The sequence below is a fragment of the Frigoribacterium sp. CFBP 8766 genome (assembly GCF_014841435.1).
GTDB lineage: Bacteria > Actinomycetota > Actinomycetes > Actinomycetales > Microbacteriaceae > Frigoribacterium.
Genome location: NZ_JACYTX010000003.1, coordinates 61224 through 76699, shown reverse-complemented (window position 1 = coordinate 76699; position 15476 = coordinate 61224). Strand labels below are relative to the sequence as shown.

Sequence of the window (15476 nt, the reverse complement as noted above, 5' to 3'; positions counted from 1 at the left end):
ACACGGCGACGCCCGCGGCACGCGCCACGCCCACGGCACGGGCCGCACACGCCGCGCGCGTCGCACCGGCCCCGCCCGCCGCCCTCACGACCCGAGCTCCGCCAGCGCGGCGTTCAGCTCGAGCACGTCGACCGTGGGCTCCCCCAGGTAGCCGAGCTCGCGGCCGTGCACGTGCTGCTCGACGAGCTCGCTCACCTCGTCGACGGGCAGCGACCGCGCGGCGGCGACGCGCTCGACCTGCTGGCGCGCCCACTCGGGCGAGATGTCCGGGTCGAGGCCCGAGGCCGAGGCGGTCAGCGCGTCGACGGGCACCGACGCGGGGTCCACCCCGTCGAGGGAGGCGACGGCGGCGCGACGCTCCTCGATCGCGGCGATCAGGTCGGCGTTCTCCGGGCCGAGGTTGCTGCCGCTCGAGGCGCCGGCGTCCCAGCCGTCGCCCGCCGCCGAGGGACGCGACTGGAACCACTCGGGCAGGGCGGCCCCGTCGGCGTCGACGAACGACTGGCCGAGCAGCGACGAGCCGACGACCTCGCCGTCCACGGTGAGCCGGGAGCCGTCCGCCTGGTGCGGCAGCACGAGCTGTCCGACGCCGGTGACCAGCAGGGTGTAGCCGAGGCCGAGCACGACGGTCGCGACGACCATCGCGCGGAGTGCCGTGCCGTACTGGCGCAGCGTCGAGCGGGTGTCCATGGGGTTCCTTCTTCTGGTGGTGCGGGTGCGGTGCAGGAGGCGGTGGTGCAGGAGGAGCGGGCCGAGCAGGAGGCGCGCGCTCAGTAGCCGGGGATCAGCGCCACGACGAGGTCGATCAGCTTGATGCCGACGAACGGCGCGACGACGCCGCCGACCCCGTAGACCAGCAGGTTGCGGCTGAGCACCTGCGAGGCCGACGCCGCGCGGTAGGCGACGCCCCGCAGCGCCAGCGGGATGAGCACGACGATGACGAGCGCGTTGAAGACGATCGCCGAGAGGATCGCCGAGGCCGGCGAGCTCAGCTGCATCACGTTCAGCACCCCGAGCCCCGGGAACACCCCGGCGAACATGGCCGGGATGATCGCGAAGTACTTGGCGACGTCGTTCGCGATCGAGAACGTCGTCAGGGCGCCGCGGGTGATGAGCAGCTGCTTGCCGATGCGCACGATGTCGATCAGCTTCGTCGGGTCGCTGTCGAGGTCGACCATGTTGCCGGCCTCCTTCGCGGCCGACGTGCCCGTGTTCATCGCGACGCCGACGTCGGCCTGGGCCAGGGCCGGGGCGTCGTTGGTGCCGTCGCCGGTCATGGCGACGAGCGCGCCGCCCTCCTGCTCGCGGCGGATCAGCGCGAGCTTGTCCTCCGGTGTCGCCTCGGCGAGGTAGTCGTCGACGCCGGCCTCGGCCGCTATGGCCTTGGCGGTGAGCGGGTTGTCGCCCGTGACCATCACGGTGCGGATCCCCATCGTGCGCAGCTCGGCGAAGCGCTCGCTCAGGCCGTCCTTGACGACGTCCTTGAGGTGGACGACACCCAGCACCCGGCGCTCGCCCGTGGCGTCCGCGACGGCGACGACCAGCGGCGTGCCGCCCGCCTCCGACACGGCGTCGACCAGGCCCCGCAGCTGCTCGCGCCCGTCTGCGGGCAGGGCGCGTGCCTCCTCGGCCCAGGCGACGACGGAGGCGGCGGCCCCCTTCCGCACGACGCTCCCGTCCGGCAGGTCGAGGCCGCTCATGCGGGTCTGGGCGGTGAACGGCACGACGACGCTCCCGTCGCCCGCGGAGCCCGACGCGCCTCCCTCGTGCCAGCCCGTCGTCAGGGCGAGGTCGACGATCGAGCGCCCCTCGGGGGTCGGGTCGCTGAGCGACGCGGTCGCCGCGGCGTCGACGAGCTCGCCCGGGGCGACGCCGTCCAGCGGCACGAACTCCGACGCGCGCCGGTTGCCGTAGGTGATGGTGCCGGTCTTGTCGAGCAGCAGGGTCGTCACGTCGCCCGCGGCCTCGACGGCCCGGCCCGACATCGCGAGCACGTTGCGCTGCACGAGGCGGTCCATGCCCGCGATGCCGATGGCGCTGAGCAGCGCGCCGATCGTCGTGGGGATGAGGCAGACCAGCAGGGCGATCAGCACCGGGATGCTCACCGACGCGTCGCTGTAGGCGGCGATGGGGTTCAGCGTCAGGGTCACGACGACGAAGACGACCGAGAGGCTCGCGAGCAGGATGTTCAGCGCGATCTCGTTCGGCGTCTTCTGCCGCGAGGCGCCCTCGACGAGCCTGATCATCCGGTCGACGAAGGTCTCGCCGGGCTTGCTCGTGATGCGCACGACGACGCGGTCGGACAGCACGCGGGTGCCGCCGGTGACGGCGCTGCGGTCGCCGCCGGACTCGCGGATCACCGGGGCGGACTCGCCCGTGATGGCCGACTCGTCGACGCTCGCGATGCCCCAGACGACGTCGCCGTCGCCCGGCACGACCTCGCCGGCCACGACCACGACGACGTCGCCGAGCACGAGGTCGGACGACGACACCTGCTCCGAGGAGGCGCGCTCGGCCGAGGGGTCGCCGGTCTCGTCCCACGAGGCCACGCGTCGCGCCGTCGTGCTGGTCCGGGTCGCCCGGAGCGTCTCGGCCTGCGCCTTGCCGCGGCCCTCGGCCACGGACTCGGCGAGGTTCGCGAAGACGACGGTCGCCCAGAGCCAGAGCGCGATGGCCCAGGTGAACGAGCCGGGCACGGCCGAGCCGCCGGAGGTCTGCGGGCCGGCGAACAGGCCCGCGACCGCGAGCACCGTCGTGTAGGCGGCGCCGACCTCGACGATGAACATGACGGGGTTCCGCCACATCAGGCGGGGGTCGAGCTTGCGGAGCGCGCCGGGCAGCGCCACGGCGAGCTGGGCGACGCTGAAGGCGCCGCCTCCCCGGGACGAGCCCGAGCCGGCAGAGCCGTCCGTCGCGCCGCCGGCGCCCTGCTCGGGGGTGGTGGACTCGACGGACGAGCCGGTCGGCGAGTCGGTCGGTGTGTCGGTGGAGGTGGCCATGGTCAGTTCAGCCCTTCGGCGAGCGGCCCCAGTGCGAGCACGGGGAAGTAGGTCAGCGCCGTCACGATCACGGAGACGCCGGCGAGGAGGCCCACGAACTGCGGGCGGTGGGTGGGCAGGGTGCCCGCGGTCGCGGGCGCCTTGCCCTGGGCGGCGAACGAGCCGGCGAGGGCGAGCACGATCACGATCGGCACGAACCGGCCGAGCAGCATCGCGACGCCGAGAGCCGTGTTGAACCAGGGCGTGTTCGCCGTGAGCCCGGCGAAGGCCGAGCCGTTGTTGTTCGCGGCCGACGTGAAGGCGTAGAGCACCTCGCTGAAGCCGTGCAGGCCGGGGTTCCAGATCGACGTGCCCTCGACGTCGGCGCGCACCGCCGGGATCGCGAAGCTCAGCGCCGTGCCGGTGAGCACGAGGGTCGGGGTGACGAGGATGTACAGGCTCGCGAGCTTGATCTCGCGCGGCCCGATCGCCTTGCCGAGGTACTCGGGCGTCCGGCCGACGAGCAGCCCCGCGATGAACACCGTGATGACGGCGAGCACGAGGATCCCGTAGAGCCCCGAGCCGACCCCGCCGGGGGCGATCTCGCCGAGCATCATGTCGATCATCGCGACCATGCCGCCGAGCGCCGTGTACGAGTCGTGCATCGAGTCGACGGCGCCCGTCGAGGTGAGCGTCGAGGTCGAGCCGAACAGGGTCGATCCCCAGACGCCGAACCGCACCTCCTTGCCCTCCAGGGCACCGCCGGCGAGCTGCGGAGCCGTGCCGGCGCCCCGGACCTCCGCCCAGGTCATCGCGGTGAGCGAGACGACGGCGATGGTGGTCATGACGGCGGCGATCGCCCTGCCCTCGCGGGCCGAGCCGACCATGCGGCCGAAGGTGCGGGGCAACGAGAACGGGATGACGAGCATGAGCACGACCTGGAACAGGTTGGTCCAGGCGGTCGGGTTCTCGAACGGGTGCGCGCTGTTGGCGTTGAAGAAGCCGCCGCCGTTCGTGCCCAGCAGCTTGATCGCCTCCTGCGAGGCCACCGGCCCGCCCGGGATCACGGCCGAGCCTCCCGTGAGCGTGCCGACCGTCTCGGGCGCGGCGAAGGTCTGAACGACGCCGCCGGCCAGCAGCACGAACGCTGCGACGACCGCGAGCGGCAGCAGGATGCGCGTCACCGAGCGGGTGAGGTCGACCCAGAAGTTGCCGAGGGTGCCGCTGCGAGCGCGGGCGAGGCCGCGGATCAGAGCGACGGCGACGGCGATCCCGACGGCCGCCGAGACGAAGTTCTGCACGGCGAGGCCGGCGAGCTGCACGGCGTAGCCCATCGTCAGCTCGGGCGAGTACGACTGCCAGTTCGTGTTCGCGACGAAGCTCGCGGCGGTGTTGAACGCGAGGTCGGGCGGCACGGCCGGCAGGCCGAGGGAGGCGGGCAGCAGCGCCTGCGTGCGCTGCAGCACGTAGAGCAGGACGAGGCCCACGACCGAGAAGGCCAGGACGCCGCGGAGGTAGGCCCGCCACGTCTGCTCGGACGAGCTGTCGACGCCGATGACGCGGTAGAGCAGCCGCTCGGCCGCGAGGTCGCGGGTGCTCGTGAAGGTGCGCGCCATGTGGTCGCCGAGCGGCCGGTGCAGCACCACGAGCACCAGCACGACGGTGGCGATCTGGAGGAGGCCCGCGAAGGTGTCGTTCACGCCGGCCGCCTAGAACTTCTCGGGCGCGACGAGCGCGACCACGAGGTAGACGAGGGCGGCGACGGCGAGGACGACCGCGACGATGCCGAGGGCGGTCACAGGCGCTCCACCCCCTTCGCCACGAGGGCGACGACCGCCATGACGGCGACGATGGCGAGCAGGTAGACGAGGTCGAGCACGGTGGTGACTCCGAGTCCAGGAGGAGCGGGTGCGGCCGGCGGCGCCGGTCGCGTGCCCGACGGGGGCACGGTCACCCAGCAGACACCGGCGCACGGGTCCGGACGGCCGTCCTCACGGGTTCCCTACGGCGGCGGGCAGCATCCTCGCGGTTCGCTGACGCGGTGCGGCTCGGAGGGGCCTGCATCCCCGCGGTTCGCTGACGGGGTGCGGCTGGGAGAGGCCTGCATCCCCGTGTCGGCTGGTCCGACCATGCCGGGGCAAAGAAAAAGGCCCCGTGCATCGATCTGGCGAGATCACAACGCGACGGGGCCCCGCGGAGCCGGTGGGATTTGAACCCACGGTTCCCACAAAGGGAACTCCACCTTAGCAGGGTGGTGCACTAGGCCGAACTATGCGACGGCTCCATGCGCAGTCTCGTGCGGGACGTGACGGCGCACCCACGATCATAGCGGGCTGGACGCGATCTGCCGAACCATGCCTCGTCGGCGGGCCGAGCCGCACCTCCTCGGCGCGACGAGCGGGCCTGCTCACCCGTGTTTCACCCGCTGATCCCCCTTTCGGGGGGCGTCCCGGCCTTGTCCACCTATATGCCGACTCATAGAGTACCCCTGGCGCCGGAGACGGCGGAGTCGTGCACCACCCGGCAGCACGGGGCGTCCCCGGACGCGACGGCTCCCCCCCTGACAGCGCCGACCCCGACCTCCGACGCACTTCCCGACGCTGTGCCGCTCCCGACGCGGCACCGACCGGAGGCATCTCTGTCGACGACGACGTCGACGTCACACCCCCTGCGGTGCCGAACCCCTGATCCCGGCACCGCAGGGCCCCCCACGGCGCGTTCGGGCGCCCGCGCGGGGATCCCCGGTCGTCCCGGCGAGCTGGTTACTCGCCGGGGCGCCCTCTCTCCCGCCTTGCCGGGCACCGCGCCGGCGCCGGCGCCGGCGGCAGGACTACTTCTGCAGGAAGCCGACCGAGCAGGTCTGCTCGGCCGCCGACTGGCCCGTGAGGCCGGAGATGACCTCCGGGCCGGCAGGGGCCACGGCAGGGTCGGTCGGAGTGCCGGTCGCCGGGGTCGTGGGGGCAGGCGTCCCGGACGCGGAGGCGGCGGGAGTCTCGGGAGCCGCGGAGGCGCCTCCTGCGACGTCACCCGCAGCCGCGTCGCCCGCAGCCGCGTCGTCCATGGCGGCGGACGCCGCACCGAGCCCCTCGCTCCCTGCCTCGAGCGTGAACGGCTGGTCGGCCCGGATCGCGTCGAAGAGCTTCGTCGCGACCGACGTGATCGGCTGCACCTTGCCCGCGTAGACGCCGGTGCCCTCGGTCGTGCCGGGGTACTGGACGAAGTTGACCTGGTCGAGCGGGAGGTCGCGCAGCGCCGAGCCGATCTGCACCATGGTGCCGAGGTCGGTGAGCTGCTCGGACAGGGTCATGTTGCTCGCGGCCGCTCGTGCGAGGGAATACAGCTTGGTCGGGTTCGTGAGGGTGTCGGCGCTCTTGACCGTGCGCAGGAGCGACGACAGGTAGACCTGCTGGCTGCTGATGCGGCCGAGGTCGGATCCGTCGCCGACGCCGTGGCGCGTGCGGAGGAACTGCAGCGCCTGCTCGCCCTGGAGCACCGTCTCGCCGGCCTGGATGTCGAGGCCGGTGTAGCGGTCCTTGATCGGGGTCGCGGCGCAGACGGGGACGCCGCCGACGGCGTTCGACATCTCGATGACGCCGTTGAACGAGATCATGCCCGCGAAGGGGATGTCGAGGCCGGTCAGCTCGGACACGGTCGACACGACGCAGCTGAGGCCGCCGTACGAGTACGCCTCGTTCATCGGCCGGGCGGACATGGCCGAGTAGTAGCCGCTGCCGTCCTCCTTCGCGCAGGCGGGGATCGGGACCACCATGTCGCGCGGGATGCTCACGGCCGTCGCGTTGGAGTGGTCGGCCGACACGTGCAGCAGGATGTTGACGTCGTTGAGGGTGGCGTCGCGCTTGCCGAACGCGCCCTCGTCCTGGGCCGCGTCGTTGTCGGTGCCGACGACGAGCACGTTGAAGCCGCCCGGGTAGGCGTCGACGGACGGCGGGGACGCGACGACCGGGGTCTTCCCCTTCGCGGCGGGCAGCGCGACGCCCGTGCCGAGGTCCGAGCGCACCTGGTAGGCCGCGATGGCCCCGACGGACGCCCCGCTCACGAGCACGACGGCGAGGGCGCCGGCGACGACCTTGCCGATCGTGCCGAGCGGACCCGTGGCCCGGAGGCGCCCGTGACGGGCGACGCCTCGGCCCGAGGTCTCGGCCGCGCGGCGGCCCGTACGGCTCTCGGTGCGGCTGGCGGTGCGGTCGCGGTCGTCGGTCACGCGGAGTCCTCTCGGTCGACGCGGGCACGACGCGGACCCGGTGACGGTCGGCGGGGATCGTGCCTGCGCGATGGGCGGGCAGAACGGCATCGTAACGGGCGGAACCCGACGAAACGGTCCGTCGCCCAGAACGGGGGGCTCGTGGGGTTCAGGGGTAGCCGACGAACCAGAGCAGCACGACGGCGACGGGCTGCAGCACGACGCCGACCCCGAGCAGCACCCACCGGAGGCGCGGCACGGCCACGACCACGGGGTGGCCGAGCAGCGGCGCGACGGGCAGCAGCAACCTCGGCAGGCTCTGCTGCGGCAGGAAGACCGCGACGAGGTAGAGCAGGTAGCTCGCGGCGTACGACACGACCTCGACGCCCATCGCCTGCGTCGAGCGACGGGTGAACGCCCAGGCCACGACGCCGAGCAGCACCCCGACGAGCACGATCCCCGCCACGCCGAGGAACGTGCCTGCCATCACGAACCAGGGCGTCAGCGGGGCGAAGTGCTGGCGCCCGACGAACCCGACCCACCACGAGAGCTCGGTGTCGAGGTAGGCGCCCGAGCGGCCGGTCACGTGGTCCGCGATCACGGGCCACGCGAGACCCGCCGCCGAGATCAGCAGCCCGGCCACGACGACCGAGACGCGCTCGCGCCTCCTGAACCCTCGACCCTCGCGTCGCAGCCGCACGATCGCGGTCACGGCGAGCGCCAGGGCGAGCGCCAGCACGCCGGGCCGGGTGAAGGCGGCGACGACGCCGAACGGCACCATCAGCAGGTACTGCCGGCGCACCAGGGCCAGCAGCGCCGCGAAGGTGAGCAGCAGCATCAGGCTCTCTGCGTAGGCGACCTGCAGGACGAACGAGAGCGGCCCGAAGCAGAACAGGGCGACGGCCCAGAGGGCGCTCTGCGGGCCGACCGTCTCGAGGACGACCCGGTGCAGCAGCACCGCGGCGCCGCCTCCTGCGACCACGGCCACGACGAGGCCGATCGCGAAGAAGGCGTTCCCGGCGAGCTCGACGCCGAGCACGGACGCGACGCCGCGCACGAGCCCCGGGAACACCGGCAGGAACGCCCACGGGTTGGGCAGCACGTGGCCGTCGTCGTCGACGGGCAGCTCGGTCGGGTAGCCCTGCTGGGCGATGGTCCGGTAGAAGCTGGCGTCCCACGAGCCCGAGAAGGAGGCGAAGCTCGGGTCGGCACGATGGCTCGCGAAGGCCCAGCCCTGCGAGATCGCGAGCGAGAAGAGCCCGCCGAGCCAGGCGCTCGAGACGAGCCGCGAGAGGGCGTACAGCACGAGCACGACGACCACGGGAGGGGCGCCCTGCAGTCGGGGGCTGAGTCGCAGGCGCACCCCGTCAGCCTAGGAGGCGCCTCCTCGATCCCGAGATCCGTCCTGTCGATCGTCGGGAACCTTTTGTCATGGGTCGACAGAAGTGACAGAGTTGACGTGCACGCCCTCGATCTTCCTCTCCGGCCCTCCGGCCACCACGAGATCCACCACGACAAAGGAGTTCGCCATGACCTCGTCACCCTCCGTCCAGCTCTACACGGTCAGGGACGCCCTCTCGGCCGACCTGCAGGGCGCCGTCGCCCGCGTCGCCGAGATCGGCTTCACCAAGGTCGAGCCCTACGACTTCGTCGCCCGCGCCGACGAGCTCGAGAAGGCCTTCGCCGCCTCGGGAGTCACCGCCCCCTCCGCCCACGCGCCGGTCATCGACTCGACCGAGCCCGAGCGCGCCTTCGCCGCCGCCGCCCAGCTCGGCGTCGGCACGGTCATCGACCCCTTCATCCCCAGCGACCGCTGGCAGACCGCCGACGACGCACGCGCGATCGCCGACCGCGTCAACGAGCTGCAGGTGCAGGCGGCCGCGACGGGACTGAGGTTCGGCTACCACAACCACCAGTGGGAGTTCGCGAACAAGGTCGACGGGCGCCCCGTCTACGAGTTCTTCCTCGAGCGCCTGAACGACGACGTCGTGCTCGAGATCGACACCTTCTGGTCGACCGTCGGCGGCATGGACACCCCCGCGCTGTTGCGGTCGCTGGGCGACCGCGTCCAGTTCCTGCACGTCAAGGACGGCCGCATCTCGGGCGACATCGCCACCGCGCTGCCCAGCAGCGAGAGCGCCCTGGAGGTGCCCGAGGCCCTCGCCGCCGCGTTCAAGAACCAGACGCCCGCCGGCCAGGGCGACGTCGACGTCGCCGCCGTGCTCGCCGCCGCGCCGCACGCGCTGCGCGTCGTCGAGTTCGACGACTACAGCGCAGACGTCTTCGACGGCATCGCCGAGTCGCTCGCGTGGCTCGCGGAGAACGACAAGTGACCGGCGTCGAGACGGACGCCACCGGCGGGACCGGCCGCACGGGCCGCGTCGGAGTCGGCGTCATCGGCGCGGGCGTCATCAGCGGCACCTACCTCGAGAACATGACGAGGTTCCCCGACCTCGAGGTCCTCTTCGTCGCCGACCTCATCGCCGACCGCGCCCGGTCGCGCGCCGAGGAGTACGGCGTGCCCCGCCACGGCACCGTCGAGGAGCTGCTGGCGATCGACGAGATCGAGATCGTCGTCAACCTGACGATCCCCGCCGTGCACGCCGAGGTCGGCCGCCAGATCGTCGCCGCCGGCAAGAGCGTCTGGAGCGAGAAGCCGCTGGCCCTCGACCACACCTCGGGCAGCGACCTGCTGGCCGCGGCCGACGCCGCGGGCGTCCGTGTCGCCTGCGCACCCGACACCGTGCTGGGCGCCGGCATCCAGTCAGCGATGCGCGCGATCGCCCGCGGCGACATCGGCGAGCCGCTGACCGCGACGACGCTGTTCCACGTGCCAGGGCCCGACGCGTGGCACCCGGACCCCGAGTTCCTCTTCGCGAAAGGCGCCGGCCCGCTGTTCGACATGGGCCCGTACTACGTGACGACGCTCGTGCACGCGTTCGGCGCCGCGAGCTCGGTCAGCGCCGTCTCGTCGACGTCGCGCACCACGCGCTCGATCGGCAGCGGCCCCCGTGCCGGCACGGAGTTCCCCGTCGAGGTGCCGACGCACCACGCGGCGCTCATCTCGTTCGAGGGCGGGCAGTCGGCGCAGTCGACCTTCTCGTTCCAGAACGCGCTGCCCCGCATGGGCTTCGTCGAGATCAGCGGCACCGAGGGCACCATCGTGCTGCCCGACCCCAACACCTTCGAGGGCGACTCGACGATCTGGCGCTTCGGCCAGGACGAGCCGAGCACCCTCACGGCCGCGGGATCGACGTACGGCCGAGGCTCGGGCGTGCTCGACCTCGCCCGGGCGCTGCGCGGCGGCGACGCCGAGCGTGCGAGCGGCGCCGTCGCCTCGCACGTGCTCGATGTGCTGCTCGCGGTCAGCGAGGCCGCGGAGTCGCGCTCGGTCGTCGAGGTCGCCTCGACCGTCGCGAAGCCGCAGCCGCTCGCCGAGGCCTGGGACCCGTCCGAGGCCACGCTCTAGGTCGGCCCCGCCGGGACGACCCGGCCGCCTGCAGGAGGCGCGGTGCGAGCGAGGCTCGCGCCGCGCCTCCTGCGCGTCTGCGGCCGGGCGACTGCGCAGCCCATGCTCAGACCAGCCCGTCCTCCCCGGAGCGCGGCGGGTCTGCTTTCCGCAAATGCCGACCGCGCCCCCTGCAACAGCGGGTTTTCCCGTCACGATCGGAGCTGCAGGGCACCTGCGGTCGGCATCTGCGGCTCCGAGCGCACGCGGGCAGGAAGCCGATCAGCGCGCGACGGGCCCGAGGGACTCCCGCCCGGCCCGAGCCTCAGCGCCGGTTCGCGACCAGCGCCGTCGCGTACGACGGGAACCACACGCCCGCCGCGGGCCCGCCGTTGCACGTGCCGTCGCTCGCGCCGGGCGTCTTGACCCACAGCAGCGCGTCGAGCGCGCTCGTCCCCGAGGTCGCCACGCGGGGCGTCTGTCCGAGTCCGGCGCCGGGGGCGTTGCACCAGGTGCCCTTCCACCCGCGCCCGTTCCGGGACACGTCGATCACGTACCGAGCCCCGCCCGTCGCGGCGGAGACTGCGTCGGCGTAGGCCCGCTCCTGGTCGACCGTGTAGTAGTTCGCGACGTTCGTGTAGAAGCCGCGGGCCTTGTCGATCCCCGCCGCCTTGAGCCTGACGGCCATGTCCGCGGGCTTCACCCAGTTCGAGTTGCCCCCGTCGAGGTAGGCGGGCACGCCGGCGCGCGAGAAGGCGGCGACGGCGCTCGCGATCGTGGCGGTCCGGGTCGCGGTCAGGGCCGGGCACGAGCTGAGGTGCCCCAGCGAGTCGGGCTCGACCAGCACGACGGCACGGTGCCCCGCGAGCGCGGTCGCGACCTTCTGGTTCCAGGCCAGGTAGGCGGCGTCGCTCGCCGCGCCTCCTGCGGAGTGCCCGCCGCAGTCGCGCCCGGGGATGTCGTACGTGACGAACACCGGCGTCGTCCCCTTCGCCTCGGCGGCGGCCAGGTTCCGCTGGATCACCTTCACCAGCATCGCGTCGTCGTACCAGGAGCCGAGCCAGATCGCGATCGGCTGCGCCGCGATCGTGCGGGCCGCGGCGGCGTCGACGGTGCGCCCCTGGGCGGCGAGCTGGGTCGCGGCGGTGGCCGCGGGACCGTACTGCTCGACGTGCAGCCCGCCCTTGAAGACGGTCGCGGCCGACGCGGTGCGGATCGTCGAGGAGGTGGTGGTCGCGGTCGTGCGGGGAGCCGCGGCCTCCGCAGCCGAGCCGGGGGACGAGGAGGCGGGAGGTGCGACGACGAGACCGGCCGCGAGCGCGACGACGGCCCCGGCGACGACGCCCGCGCGGGCGAGGTCGATCACGGGAGGGTCCTTCGGGGTGAGGAGGTGGTGTGCGAGCAGGTGCGTGGAGGGTGCTGACGAGGAGGTGCCGGTCACGCCGGCCCGCTCGGCGAGCGCCGCGACTGGCTCAGTGCACCACGACGGCGCGGCTGCCCCTACCCCCCGTCCGGAGGCGCACGTCGCCCGTCTTCGGGGGTGGGGGTACGTCGCGCGTCCCCGCTGCGCAGGACTGGGGTGCGGGATCCTGCACGTCGGGTGGGCGCCTCCTCGACGCTCACGGTGCGCGCACTGTCCGCGCGTGGACCCGGCGCGGCAGCGTGCGGGTCAGAGGCGCGCGGCGGCGGCCTCGACGGCGGCGACCGCGGCGGCGACTCCCCCGCCCCAGGGGGCGCCGTGCCCGGGCAGCACCCACGTCGCGCCCGTGTCGACCAGGGCGCGCAGCGACGCGACGGCACGCTCGGGCTCGTCGGTGAAGGGCGCCGGCTGCGGCCCCTCCGCTCCGGTGAGCACGTGCCTGGTCGTCAGCGCGTCGCCCACGAACAGGGCGTCGGCGAGCGCCACGTGGACGGCGATGCTGCCCTCCGAGTGGCCGGGCACGCTGATCACGCGCGGCGAGCCGGGCAGGTCGAGCACGTCGCCGTCGTGGACCTCGACGACCTCGCTGAGCCAGGCCGAACGTGCGCCGCCCTTGCGGACGAAGTACGTGAGGAACTGCAGCATCGCGCCGATCTTCATCTGCTGCTTCAAGCCGGCAGGCTTGTCGCCGCCCTTCGCGCGGGAGGCGTCGGCCGCGTGGACGAAGACCGGCACCCCGTGCTCGCGGCGCAGCCACTCGGCGAAGCCCACGTGGTCGGAGTCGCCGTGCGTCAGGACGACGCCGGCGACGTCGGCCGGTCCGAGGCCGAGCGAGGCGAGCTCGGCGAGCAGCTCACGGCGGTGGCCGGGCAGGCCGGCGTCGACGGCGGTGACGCCCTCGGGCGTGACGACGAGGTAGGAGGCGACGATGTCGTTGCCGAGGCGGTGGACGTGCTCGCTGATCTTCATGATGGCTACGATACATAGCCATCATGGCTACGGTCAATAGGTATGGTGGACGGATGCCGACTCCCGACCGCACCTCCTTGGAGGCCATCGTCACCGCCGCCCGCGACCTGCTCGAGACGGAGGGGCTGGCCGGCCTGACCATGCAGGCGGTGGCCGAGCGGGTCGGCGTGCGCGCCCCCTCCTTGTACAAGCGGGTGCAGGGGCGGGACCAGCTGGTGCAGCTGGTGGCGGAGGCGACCCTCGAGGAGGTGGGCGTGCGGCTCGAGGAGAGCGCCGACCTGGGCGACCTGGTCGACCGGTTCCGCGCCTTCGGGCACGAGCGGCCGGCGGCGTTCCAGCTGGTGATGACGCCGGGGCCGGGCGTCCCGACCGCGCGGCCCGAGTTCGGTGCAGCGACGAGCCGGCCGATCCTGCGTCACGCGGGTGCCCTCGCGGGCGAGGACCGGGCGCTGGAGGCGGCGCGCACGGTGACCGCCTGGGCCGCCGGCTTCGTGAGCATGGAGCTCGCCGGCGGCTTCGGCCTCGGCGGCGACGTCGACGCTGCTTGGCGGTTCGGTGCGGAGCGGATCGTGGCGGCGGTGTCGATCGCCTGACGGCAGGTCTGCCGTCCCCGCTTCAACTGGTCGCCTGGCCTCCTCCGCGCTCGCCTGCCGGCTCGGCTGCCTGCCCGGCCGCCTGCCGGCTCGGCCGCCTTGGCCGCCTACGGCGTCGGCGGGTAGTCGCGCCGTTCGGGGATCACGCCCCGGACTCCCCCGCGGGGCGCAGGCACGTCGCCCGCCCACCGGGGGATGACGTGCACGTGGAGGTGCATGACCGTCTGGCCGGCCGCCTCCCCGACGTTGACGCCGAGGGTGTAGCCGTCGGGCGCGAGCTCGTCGTCCAGCTGCAGCCGCACCTCCTCGACCAGGGCCGTGAGGGCGGCGTGCTCGTCAGCCGTCGCGTCGAACCAGGTCGCCACCTCGCGTCGCGGCACGACCAGCGTGTGGCCGGGCGAGACGGGGTTCGCGTCGCGCACCGCGAAGGCGAGGTCGTTCGCGGCGACGTGCTGGTCGGCGGGGATGCGCGTGAACGGCGACGACATGTGCACACCTTAGGGGCGCGCACTTGTGGCGCCGGGGGTGCGCGGCCAGGATGAGCGCGACCCGCTCGCGGCTGCCGTGCGCGTGGCTGCGGCTGCGGCTGCGGCTGCGGCTGTGCGAGCAGCGGCGACGGGTCCACGACGAGAGGAACACATCATGGCGTCAGGCGAGCAGGGCTTCAGCAAGGAGGAGCGCGCGGCGATGAAGGAGCGCGCGGCCGAGCTGCGCGCCGAGGCGAAGCGGCAGAAGTCCGCGGACAAGGCGGCGGCCGAGCTGCAGGCGGTCCTCGACGCGCACGCCGCGATGCCCCAGGAGGAGCGGGTCGTCGCCGAGGGACTGCACGCCCTGGTCCTCGAGCACGCCCCGATGCTCGCCCCCAAGACCTGGTACGGGTTCCCCTCGTACGCCGACGCGGACGGCAAGATCGTCGTGTTCTTCCAGCCCGGCTCGAAGTTCGGCGGCCGCTACTCGACGATGGGCTTCCAGGACGCGGCCCAGCTCGACGACGGCGACATGTGGCCGACGTCGTACGCTCTCGCGAGCGTCGACGAGACGACGAGCCCCGTCATCGCGGCGCTGCTGCGCAAGGCGACCGGGCAGGGCGCGTAGCCGCGCCGCCCCAGCCCCACCCGCGCCTCCCTCACCGCCCGCGCCTCCCTCGTGCGAAGCTGACCGCATGGACCTCGTCGTGTCGCGTGCGCTCACCGTGCCCGCGGCCGAGCTCGTCTGGCGGTTCTCGCGCTCGTCGGGCCCGGGAGGTCAGCACGTGAACACGTCCGACAGCCGGGTGCAGCTCTCGTGGGACGTCGCCTCCTCGGCCGCCGTCAGCGACGACCAGCGCGACCTGCTGCTCGCCCGCCTCGGCGACCGGCTCGTCGACGGGACCCTGACGGTCACGTCGTCCGAGCAGCGGTCGCAGCTGCGCAACCGCGAGACCGCGCTGGCGAAGCTCGCCGACGTGGTCGCGGCCGGCCTCGCTCCCGACGCGGCGCCTCGACGTCCGACCCGGCGCACCCGCGGCTCGGACCGCCGTCGACTCACCGCGAAGAACGAGCGCTCTGCCACGAAGCAGCAGCGCCGCCGCCCGACGGACGACTAGCGCGTCTCGACGCCGGCGATTCGCGTCGTCGCGCTGAGCAGGCTGGGCGGGCTCGGCGCGCTGATCCGGCTGGGCGGGCTCGGCGCGCTGATCCGGCTGGGCGGGCTGATCCGGCTGGGCGGGCTGATCCGGCTGGGCGGGCTGATCCGGCTGGCCGGGCTCGGGAGGCTGCTCGTTCGGGCCGTGGTGGCGGAGGGCGTGGGATTCGAACCCACGAGACATCTCTGCCCACTTGTTTTCAAGACAAGCTCCATCGGCCGCTCGGACAGCCCTCCCGGCACA

At 73.4% G+C, this 15476-nt stretch carries 15 protein-coding genes and 2 tRNA genes; 5 read left to right on the top strand and 12 right to left on the bottom strand.

Annotated elements, in window-relative coordinates:
• Positions 1 to 84: 84 nt before the first annotated feature.
• From kdpC to IFT90_RS11905, 8 genes are all read right to left on the bottom strand, one after another.
• Entirely contained in the window at positions 85 to 690 is a 606-nt protein-coding gene (kdpC, locus tag IFT90_RS11940; RefSeq protein ID WP_192042446.1) for a K(+)-transporting ATPase subunit C, read from the bottom strand.
• Positions 691 to 770: 80 nt separating this feature from the next.
• Positions 771 to 2999 carry a potassium-transporting ATPase subunit KdpB gene (gene kdpB, locus IFT90_RS11935; protein ID WP_192042445.1) on the bottom strand — a complete coding sequence of 743 codons (2229 nt, stop codon included), beginning with the start codon at positions 2997 to 2999 and terminating at the stop codon, positions 771 to 773.
• A gap of 2 nt (positions 3000 to 3001) precedes the next feature.
• Complete coding sequence (gene kdpA, locus IFT90_RS11930; protein WP_192042444.1) at positions 3002 to 4678, bottom strand: potassium-transporting ATPase subunit KdpA; 1677 nt, start codon at positions 4676 to 4678, stop codon at positions 3002 to 3004.
• Between the two features lie 9 nt (positions 4679 to 4687).
• Complete coding sequence (locus IFT90_RS17600; RefSeq protein WP_123547082.1) at positions 4688 to 4777, bottom strand: potassium-transporting ATPase subunit F; 90 nt, start codon at positions 4775 to 4777, stop codon at positions 4688 to 4690.
• Positions 4774 to 4932 carry a hypothetical protein gene (locus IFT90_RS17595; protein WP_192042443.1) on the bottom strand — a complete coding sequence of 53 codons (159 nt, stop codon included), beginning with the start codon at positions 4930 to 4932 and terminating at the stop codon, positions 4774 to 4776. The genes IFT90_RS17600 and IFT90_RS17595 overlap by 4 nt, the downstream gene beginning before the upstream one ends.
• Before the next feature lie 240 nt (positions 4933 to 5172).
• Positions 5173 to 5262, bottom strand: a tRNA-Ser gene (locus IFT90_RS11915).
• Positions 5263 to 5808: 546 nt separating this feature from the next.
• Entirely contained in the window at positions 5809 to 7200 is a 1392-nt protein-coding gene (locus IFT90_RS11910; RefSeq protein WP_371812300.1) for an LCP family protein, read from the bottom strand.
• 148 nt (positions 7201 to 7348) lie between these two features.
• Positions 7349 to 8542, bottom strand: a complete 1194-nt coding sequence (locus IFT90_RS11905) for a mannosyltransferase family protein (RefSeq protein WP_192042441.1) — start codon at positions 8540 to 8542, stop codon at positions 7349 to 7351.
• A gap of 166 nt (positions 8543 to 8708) precedes the next feature.
• Between IFT90_RS11905 and IFT90_RS11900 the strand changes: the two genes are divergently transcribed.
• Both IFT90_RS11900 and IFT90_RS11895 read left to right on the top strand, forming a co-directional pair.
• A complete protein-coding gene (locus IFT90_RS11900) occupies positions 8709 to 9512 on the top strand; it encodes a sugar phosphate isomerase/epimerase (RefSeq protein WP_192042440.1) in 804 nt (267 codons plus the stop codon).
• The gene (locus IFT90_RS11895) at positions 9509 to 10648 is read left to right on the top strand and encodes a Gfo/Idh/MocA family oxidoreductase (protein WP_192042439.1); all 1140 of its coding nucleotides are present in this window, start codon (positions 9509 to 9511) and stop codon (positions 10646 to 10648) included. Before IFT90_RS11900 ends, IFT90_RS11895 begins: the two co-directional genes overlap by 4 nt.
• A gap of 304 nt (positions 10649 to 10952) precedes the next feature.
• Here IFT90_RS11895 and IFT90_RS11890 read toward each other — a convergent pair whose 3' ends face one another.
• On the bottom strand, positions 10953 to 12068 hold the full coding sequence (locus IFT90_RS11890) for a glycoside hydrolase family 6 protein (RefSeq protein ID WP_192042438.1): 1116 nt from the start codon (positions 12066 to 12068) through the stop codon (positions 10953 to 10955).
• A gap of 228 nt (positions 12069 to 12296) precedes the next feature.
• Positions 12297 to 13016 carry an MBL fold metallo-hydrolase gene (locus tag IFT90_RS11885; RefSeq protein WP_192042437.1) on the bottom strand — a complete coding sequence of 240 codons (720 nt, stop codon included), beginning with the start codon at positions 13014 to 13016 and terminating at the stop codon, positions 12297 to 12299.
• 53 nt (positions 13017 to 13069) lie between these two features.
• On the opposite strand from IFT90_RS11885, the gene IFT90_RS11880 reads away from it, so the two are divergent.
• Positions 13070 to 13609, top strand: a complete 540-nt coding sequence (locus IFT90_RS11880; protein ID WP_192042436.1) for a TetR/AcrR family transcriptional regulator — start codon at positions 13070 to 13072, stop codon at positions 13607 to 13609.
• 107 nt (positions 13610 to 13716) lie between these two features.
• On the opposite strand, the gene IFT90_RS11875 is transcribed toward IFT90_RS11880, so the two are convergent.
• Positions 13717 to 14097 carry an HIT family protein gene (locus IFT90_RS11875; protein ID WP_192042435.1) on the bottom strand — a complete coding sequence of 127 codons (381 nt, stop codon included), beginning with the start codon at positions 14095 to 14097 and terminating at the stop codon, positions 13717 to 13719.
• A gap of 154 nt (positions 14098 to 14251) precedes the next feature.
• Between IFT90_RS11875 and IFT90_RS11870 the strand changes: the two genes are divergently transcribed.
• Together IFT90_RS11870 and arfB are read left to right on the top strand one after the other, a co-directional pair.
• A complete protein-coding gene (locus IFT90_RS11870; protein WP_192042434.1) occupies positions 14252 to 14704 on the top strand; it encodes a hypothetical protein in 453 nt (150 codons plus the stop codon).
• A gap of 67 nt (positions 14705 to 14771) precedes the next feature.
• A complete protein-coding gene (arfB, locus tag IFT90_RS11865) occupies positions 14772 to 15194 on the top strand; it encodes an alternative ribosome rescue aminoacyl-tRNA hydrolase ArfB (protein ID WP_192042433.1) in 423 nt (140 codons plus the stop codon).
• A gap of 187 nt (positions 15195 to 15381) precedes the next feature.
• On the opposite strand, the gene IFT90_RS11860 is transcribed toward arfB, so the two are convergent.
• A tRNA-Ser gene (locus IFT90_RS11860) sits at positions 15382 to 15469 on the bottom strand.
• Between the last annotated feature and the right edge of the window lie 7 nt (positions 15470 to 15476).